The organism is Polaribacter marinus, assembly GCF_022662535.1.
Taxonomy (GTDB): Bacteria; Bacteroidota; Bacteroidia; order Flavobacteriales; family Flavobacteriaceae; genus Polaribacter; species Polaribacter marinus.
The window spans coordinates 1-6,897 of the sequence record NZ_JAKQYM010000027.1 but is presented as its reverse complement, the minus strand read 5'-3'; the positions used below and the strand labels follow the sequence as shown (position 1 = coordinate 6,897).

At 28.5% G+C, this 6,897-nt stretch carries 7 protein-coding genes; all 7 read left to right on the top strand.

The genetic code is table 11. The features are described 5' to 3' along the window. The first annotated feature begins 101 nt into the window (after positions 1-101). Complete coding sequence (locus MC378_RS14955) at positions 102-569, top strand: type II secretion system protein GspG (protein WP_242179612.1); 468 nt, start codon at positions 102-104, stop codon at positions 567-569. Between the two features lie 1,089 nt (positions 570-1,658). Further along, the gene (locus MC378_RS14950; RefSeq protein WP_242179610.1) at positions 1,659-2,264 is read left to right on the top strand and encodes a hypothetical protein; all 606 of its coding nucleotides are present in this window, start codon (positions 1,659-1,661) and stop codon (positions 2,262-2,264) included. 163 nt (positions 2,265-2,427) lie between these two features. Continuing rightward, positions 2,428-3,069 (top strand): hypothetical protein, encoded by a 642-nt coding sequence (locus tag MC378_RS14945; RefSeq protein WP_242179608.1) that lies wholly within the window; start codon positions 2,428-2,430, stop codon positions 3,067-3,069. Between the two features lie 74 nt (positions 3,070-3,143). Next, on the top strand, positions 3,144-3,674 hold the full coding sequence (locus tag MC378_RS14940) for a hypothetical protein (protein ID WP_242179606.1): 531 nt from the start codon (positions 3,144-3,146) through the stop codon (positions 3,672-3,674). Between the two features lie 9 nt (positions 3,675-3,683). Further along, entirely contained in the window at positions 3,684-4,097 is a 414-nt protein-coding gene (locus MC378_RS14935) for a contact-dependent growth inhibition system immunity protein (RefSeq protein ID WP_242179605.1), read from the top strand. Positions 4,098-4,230: 133 nt separating this feature from the next. Then, positions 4,231-5,151, top strand: coding sequence for a hypothetical protein (locus MC378_RS14930; RefSeq protein ID WP_242179604.1), 921 nt, complete (start codon positions 4,231-4,233; stop codon positions 5,149-5,151). A gap of 738 nt (positions 5,152-5,889) precedes the next feature. Beyond that, complete coding sequence (locus MC378_RS14925) at positions 5,890-6,690, top strand: hypothetical protein (protein ID WP_242179603.1); 801 nt, start codon at positions 5,890-5,892, stop codon at positions 6,688-6,690. Positions 6,691-6,897: the final 207 nt, after the last annotated feature.

Sequence of the window (6,897 nt, the reverse complement as noted above, 5' to 3'; positions counted from 1 at the left end):
TCTTTTGCAAACTTCTGAATTTCCGCTGGAAATTCCTCGTTCACAAAATCGCAACTTTCCATAACACAACAACGTTGTAGCACATTTGAGAAACGAACTAAATGATAGAATTAATACTTTCGACTTTAGCTGAATTCGGACTAATTCGTGAAGATTATAAACATCAAAAACGGATAAGTAAAAAGGAAAAAGAAGACGGAATCAAAAGACCGATTCAAAAATATTTTATGCAACCAAGTGCATTAATATTTATTGCTGTTTTAGTCATTGGAAGTATAAGTTCTATTCTGTTTTTTACTTATCAAAGAAAATCTGTATTTCCAGAAAAAACGAAAAAAGAAATAACGGAAATGAGCGAGAGAATGGAAAACTGGAATAAAAATCTCGGAAAATACCCAACAGAATTGAATGAATTAATCGGAAATAGTCCTTTAAGAAAAGATTGGACAAAAGATGCTTGGAATCGAGAATATGAATTTACGATTACAGAAAATGGAAACGGATTTTTAATCACATCTGCTGGTTCTGATGGGAAATTTGGAACTGAAGATGATATTAAATCTAATTAATGTAAATATTATGGTTATAATAACTGAATTAAGTTTGTGAGTTTAATGTTAATAACTGTTTTTAACTTTCTGATATTCACAAGAAATAATTGATTAAATTTGTTTTATCGAAGCAATAATCTACATAATAACAATTCTGACTTTTATTAAAGAAGTATTCTTTTTTATTAAGAGTAAAGAAGTGGATTCCCTTTTTAAAAAAACCTATTAATGTTGATAACTTGTTATAAGGTTTTATAAAATTCACTTTTCTATTTCAATTATTTTTAGTAAAAACGTGCCACAACACCGTATAAAAATAATTGCGGTTTAGTGCTTAATCAAAAAGTCGTTGCGTGTTTGTAACGTCTGATTTTCCTGCGGAAAATCATCGCATACAAACCCGCAACTATTCTTATACATAAACGTTGTAAAAAACTACTGAATCGCGCCAGAAACAAATAATTTATTTTAAATTAACTTTTGGTTTTTAAGTTTGAAAACCTAAATGTTGGAGAATAAATTTTCAGAAATATGGAACACTTTCTCGCGAGTGAAAATTTCTCTAAATAGGAAAGTTTGAGAAATTTAATAAAAAAGTTTTACTCAAAAGCTTGAGAACCCAAATTGCGGAATTCTTACTCAACCTCTGAATTTATAAAGTTTGAGGAATTCAGCAAAACACTAAAAAAGGTCTTTCAAAATTGGAGAATTTTAGTACTTAAAAAATAATTTACTCAAACTCTGAAAACCAAAATTGCGGAAAAAAAATAAAAATGCTGGAATTCTTACTCAAACGATAAATTTGGAAATTTAGTAAAACACCAAAAATCAGAATTGCTAAATTAATTCTAAAAAAATAAAAATTGAATTATTAGAAGCTGAAAAAAACAAAACTATGGAAAAATTAAATACGCATTTTACAACAACTTGTATAAAAAATTGCTACTTTTAGCTTAAACAAAAGCTGTTGCATTTTTGTAAACTTCTGAATTTCCGTTGGAAATTCCTCGTTGACAAAAATCGCAACTTTCCATACAAAAATACGTTGCCAGTAATTTGAGAAAAACATTGGAAATCACAAAAAAAGACATAGAAAAACTAATTGAATTGAGAAAAGAAAACACTTTTCTTAATCATTTATGGAATGTTTTTTCTCGTGATTTTAGAGCAAAAGGAGAAATTGGTCGGAATGAAATAAAAGTTTGGAAACAGAATATGTGGAATATGACTTTCTATCCGATTTTCACATTTAAACTTAACGCAAATAATCATCTGACAAACATAACGGACAAATTAAATCCAATAGGAAAAACAATCGTTGGAATATTTTCAATCGGAATTCTCTACTTTGTTTTTACTAATTTCTCAACAGATTTTAATTTTTTGGAAAATTGGTTGTCAATTCTAATAGTTTCGGTTTTCTTGCTAATTTTTATTACAGTTTTTAGAAAACTTTATCAATCCGAAAAACAAAATCAACTTGATGAAATATTTAAGTTTTTAGACATAGAAGTTGAGGAAAAGAAACCCGAAAAAGAATGGTCACTGAAAAATATATTAATCAGATTATTTACATATCCGTTTTGTTTGTTTTTAATCGGACTTAACATTTTTCTAATAATTCCAAATGGACAATACATTCTAGCATTGGGAACTTTTGGATTTGTTGGATTTTATCTATTTGCGGATTTGAAAATGATATTTAAAAAATAAAAACTACTGGCAACAACGTATAAAATTAATTGCTAGTGCAAGCCTACTTACGAAAATCCTCGCGGATTTTCTATTCGGTTTGTATTTGCTAAATTCGTTGCTTAACCACGCTACTAATCTTATACAAAACCGTTGCCAACAATGTAAACCGAAATTACAGAAAGTGAAGAAATTTATAATAATATTTTTAGTAATATTTTCCATTTTTAGCTGTCAGAATTCTGAAAGTGAGAAATATATTAAAATAGAAAATGAAGCGATTAATGACATAATTCTTGAAATGACAAATTTTGAGGAAATGAAAAGACTGAATAAATGGAATAATGAAAAGCTTGAACTCTATATTGTTTCTGAATTAGATACTTCCTCTGTTTGGCTTGACAAACCGAAAGGTTATACAACAGAAATTAATGGAATAAAGTTATCAGAAAAAAACATCACATTAAATAAAGAGGAATATGAAAACGAATTAGCCGAATATAGAAAGGAAAAACAATTATTTATAAACCTTAAAAACGGAAAAATAAAAACCCGAAATCTGAACTATAACTTTCTAAACGAAAAATTAAATATTCATTTAATAGAAACTGAAAAAATTGAAAAATTAGAAAGTTTTAGCACTAAAGAAAACGAATTTGGATACTTATTCATTTCAAGAATAATTTTTAATCGAAATTTTACGAAAGGTTATTTACATTTTGATTTCTTTTGCGGAAATGGATGCGCTTGGGATAATAACATTGAAATAAAAAAAATTAATGGAAAATGGAAAATAACGGAATATTTTTCGGGAGGAATAGCTTAAGAACAAAAACACAGTTGGCAACACCGTGTATAAAAAATTGCTATAATTAGCATAAACTAAAACTTGTTGCTTTTTTGCAAACTTCTGAATTTCCGTTGGAAATTCCTCGTTCACAAAAATCGCAACTTTCCATAACACAACAACGTTGGCAACAAGCACTCACTCAAATGGAAATAAAACCTGAAATTGGAATTGGAGAATTAAAATTCGGAATGAAAAAAGCCGAAGTTAAAAAAATACTCGGAAATCCTGACAGTGAAAAACCAGACAAAGAAGACAAAAATAGGATTCTATTAACTTATAATAAACATAGAATACGTCTGACTTTTTATAAAGATGAAAATAATAGACTTGGTTATATTTTAACTTCAAATCCGAATTTAATTTATAATGGAACTAATATAATAAATGCAAATATTGATTTCATAAAAAATGAAGTTTTTAATAACATAATTAATAATTGGGAAATAGACGATTATCCTTCTTTTACAGCTCATTTTAATGAAAAATTTTGGATGAATTTAGATTCTGAATTTGAAACAGTAACAAGTTTTGAACTTGGTGTTCCTTTTGAAAATGATGATGAATATAAATGGCCAAAATAAAAAAGTTAAATGTTAGAAAAATCAATTGAACAATTAGAAAATAATTATTGGAAAGAGGAATCTGAATTTCCAACTAATTTAGTTAAAAGATGTTTTGAATATAGAAAAATTAAACTCTCTGAATTGACAATTGAGCAAATTAGACTTCTCATTTCTCAAGAAATCGGAATTGAGTTTTTAATTGGAATTGCATTAGAAAAACTTGAACTAAATATAATTGCAGAAGGAAACTTATATGAAGGAGATTTATTAGATTCTGTTTCTAAAATATCAAATGAATTTTGGAAGAAAAACAAATTTGAATTAAAACAATTGAAAATTATTATTGAAAAAAATAAAGAGACAATTAAAACAGAATTGGGAGAAAAGGAATATGAACGAATTTCGGAAAGAATAAAAGCCAGTTGCCAACACCGTATATAATTTATTGCTGGCTTCTCGCCTACTTACGAAAGTCCTCGCGGACTTTCTTTGTCCGTAATTATTTACTAAATTAGTTGCTTGAAACACGCAACAAACCATATACAAATCCGTTAGGCAACATTTGAGAAACCCGATGAAATTACCTTTTGATTATAAAAATGAACTTGCTGTAAAATACGACAAGTTGACTTTAATTCAGAAGATTAAAGAAAATGACAAATGGGTTTATGAATGTGTTTGTGATTGCGGAAACAAAACTACTAAAAGAGTTGATTCTATAAAGAGAAGTTTAAGAGTTGGACGAACTATTAGTTGTGGAAAATGTTTACGAAAGAATATTCAAATCGGAGATAAATTTCATTATCTGACTGTTATTAAAAAATTACCTTCAAAGACTTTAAGTAATAAAATAAGAGGATATTGGTTACTTGAGTGTAAGTGTGGGAATTTGCACAAAAGCACATCTGATTTACTGAATAATGGAAAGACCAAAAGCTGTGGTTGTTGGTACAAGGAAAGTAGAAGTATTAAAAGAAAATCTGAAGTTTGTTTCTTATATAAAACTTGTCCTAAATGTAAAAAAGAAAAACATCACTCTAAATTCGGAAAAGATAAAAACAGAAGAGGCGGACTAAAATCATTTTGTAGAAAATGTGTGTATTCATCAAAGGACTATTCTAAAGTTGCAATGAATAATTTTTTGAGAAAAAAAAGAATAAAACAGTCTACACCAAAATGGGTCAAAAGGAAAGATATTCTCAATATTCACAAAGTTAAATTCGAATTAGAAGAGCTTGTAAAAGTAAAATTGAATGTTGATCATATTTTCCCATTAATTCACAAGAAATACTGTGGATTAACAGTTCCGTATAATTTACAGATTACGACCGAACAATTTAATTTATCAAAACAAAACAGAATAAATACAACAGAAGTTTCTGATTTACTAAAAGAAAGTATAAATTATAAAAATGTAATTATTCATAAGTCAGTAACGGAATTATTGAATGATTCGCAATTAAAAAAAATAAAAACGTTGCCTAACACCGTATAAAAATAATTGCGGTTTAATGCTAAATCAAAGGTCGTTGCGTGTTTGTAACGTCTGAATTTCCTTCGGAAATTCCTCGCATACAAACCCGCAACTATTCATATACAAATCCGTTGCCAAAAATTGTCCAGAACCACTCAAACCGTTGGAAAAAAAACAATAAAACTCTTGAAGTTTAAAATGTTAGACACTCTCTCGCGAGTCAAAAATTTAGTTTTTAATAAAAATTAAAAAGGGTGAAAATATAGAGATTCTTAAAACAAAGTTTGTGGAATTTTTACTCAAACTTAAAATTTAAAAGGCGGAGAAATCTCGCTTTTTAAGAATAAAAGAAACCACTCAAATGTTGAATTTCCAATTATTGCGGAATGAAAATCTTTGCGGAACTTTCACTCAAACGCAAAATTTAAAAATTAGGAAAGATCTTGTAAGTCAAAACATGAAAAAAACACTCAAATGTTGAATTACCAATATTGCGGAATTGAAAATGTTGGCGGAATTGTCACTCGAACGCTAAATCTTGAAAATAATAACCAAAATCGGAAAACAAAAAACAACTTTAGGCAATAACGTGTAAAAAAAATTGCTTAATTTTAGCTTAATAAAAATTAGTGGCTTTTTTATAAACTTCTATTTTCCTTCGGAAAATAGCCGTTCACTTTAATCGCAACTTTTCATAGCACAAATACGTTGGCAACAAGCAAAAACAGAACGCAAAAAATGAGAATCTTCACTTTTATATTGACTTTTGTAGTTTTATCAAGTTGCGTTGATTCTAAAAAATCGATTCATAAACAAACAAAAATCAACCTTGAATTAGTAGATAATATCTATATAAAGAAAAGACTTAACGAAACGGATTCAATTCGTTTGAATAATGAACAAACTGAACTTTTTGTAACTGAATGGAATAATTCTACGTCTGAAGGACTTTATAAAATGGGACCTGAATTTTGGATAATAGTAAAACTCAAAAACGATTCAATAAGAAAGTTCAGAACAAATAGAAATTTAATAAAAGAAAAAAATGATTGGACTTATTCTGTATCCGATTCAACACTAATTAGCTCATTTTGGAAACCCGAATTAATTCATATATCGCAAACTGACTCAATATCTGAATTGTGGAATATTTTAGTTTTCGAAAAAGGCGGTTGTTTGGGTGGAGAACAATACATATCAGAAACGGAACTTAAAAGAGAGGAAAAACCACTCGTTTTTAGCGAAATGGATTGGAAAAATTTCTCGAAAAACGACAAAGGAAAACTGACTGAATTTCTAATAACCAAACTTTCTGACACAACGAAAACGAAAGTCCATACTTGCCCATTTTTTGGAGCGACAAATGGAGAAATGGCTGTTTATTCACTTCAGCACATTCACAATAAGAATTGGTTTGACTTTTTTGAGTTTAAAGAATATAAAGACAAGGAATATAAAAGCGCAACTGAACAACCGCAAATGTGGTTACAGAATATATTGAAAAACGAAACGGACAGAAAAAAAATAGCGGAATTATATAAAAACGAACTGAAAAAATAAAAGCCAGATTGCCAACACCGTATATAATTTATTGCTGGCTTCTTGCCTACTTGCGAAAGTCCTCACGGACTTTCTTGGTCGGTAATTATTTACTAATTTAGTTGCTTAAAACACGCAACAAACCATATACAACAACGTTGCCAAAAATTGCGCTCACTCATATTCTGAAAATTGGAATTTATGATTTTATCAATGTGTGTTTTCAAT